At 38.9% G+C, this 1194-nt stretch carries 2 protein-coding genes; both read right to left on the bottom strand.

Annotation, left to right across the window (positions count from 1 at the left end; all coding sequences use genetic code 11):
- Positions 1 to 119 precede the first annotated feature (119 nt).
- Entirely contained in the window at positions 120 to 362 is a 243-nt protein-coding gene (locus A3729_RS05265) for a hypothetical protein (protein ID WP_156490373.1), read from the bottom strand.
- A 46-nt stretch (positions 363 to 408) separates the two neighbouring features.
- Positions 409 to 1056, bottom strand: coding sequence for a hypothetical protein (locus tag A3729_RS05260; protein ID WP_068507266.1), 648 nt, complete (start codon positions 1054 to 1056; stop codon positions 409 to 411).
- Between the last annotated feature and the right edge of the window lie 138 nt (positions 1057 to 1194).

Below are 1194 nucleotides of genomic sequence, written 5' to 3'. Positions count from 1 at the left end.
TTCACATCATTTTTCCCCGTTTCGAGGATAACTGCATGAATAATTGGTCCCGCGAGCTCTCTATAATGATCTAATTTCGACGCAGAAGACACGGGTTCCAGACAGCTGACCAGGTTAAATTAATGCACAGTGAAAGTTTGAGTGACTGCCCTTGCCTGATCGGAAAGCGTTTTATTGAGATTCTTAACTAAAAGGTTAAAGGTAACCAGAGTAAAACCATCTTGCGCATATTCGAAAACAGCGTCTATATCCAGGATGAACCCTTTATCAATGTTGGTTTGAACTAGGTCCAGCATGAGTTCTACAGCATCGGTTAAACCATCTATGTCTTCACAGAAAGGAATCTCTATAGGTCTTTTCAAAAAAACTGCCTTCATTTTTTTTCTATTATGCATCAGGGATGTTTGGCTAGTATAACTCAATTGCAACAGATGCCTCTGCACAATTGTCAGGCTCAGATATCAAGCAGGTCTCTATTATAACATTGGCATCTTTTGGAATAATATCCAGAAAATCCGTTGCATCGACAACATGATTTTGGATACCTTCAGGCTTATTTAAAGGAATACTTGTTGTAGAAAATTGGTTCAAATTATCCTTTGCATATACACTTTCAAATGAAGCGAATTCACTACACCCATAATCTGCTCCCAATGCCATTGGGAAAGAACACTGGATAGTGAACAACTCCAGATCATTATCAATCTCAATAATATCATTATCACTCAGATAGACCTTTGCTTGGTAAAGCTCTCTTTGATTAACACCTAACGTAGTGTCATCCGAATATTTAACCGTTGTCATCCAAGTTATGCTTAACTTTTCTTCAGGGTTAAAGTGATTTTCTGTACTTCTATCATTTGAAAGCAGATTAAAAACCTTTGGGTCTAGAGGTGCCTCTCTAAACTCGATTACTAACTCAGGCCCTACTCCACCGCCTTGACCACCATTAGTTCCAGGGGCAGCTCCACCGCCACCACTTCCACCTCCATTACAGCCAATTAGAGTTCCAGTAACTAAGCACGTTGATATAACTTTTATAGCCGTATTTTGCATTCCTTTATCCCCTGAATAGTGAAAATAGATTATATTTCAGCATCAAAAGGGATTTACAAATCAGAGGGTCTTTGTTAGGTGACCTTTATAGACTTGATCAAAGCTAGGAAATGTTCTTTCGCACTTTATGCAATCACG

It is taken from the genome of Oleiphilus sp. HI0043 (assembly GCF_001634935.1).
The sequence above is the reverse complement of the archived record's forward strand: the minus strand, read 5'-3'. Positions and strand labels throughout refer to the sequence as shown.

Bases quoted from the DNA above. Each gene is read 5' to 3' on its own strand.
- A3729_RS05260 (WP_068507266.1), bottom strand. From the start codon at position 1,056: ATGCAAAATACGGCTATAAAAGTTATATCAACGTGCTTAGTTACTGGA.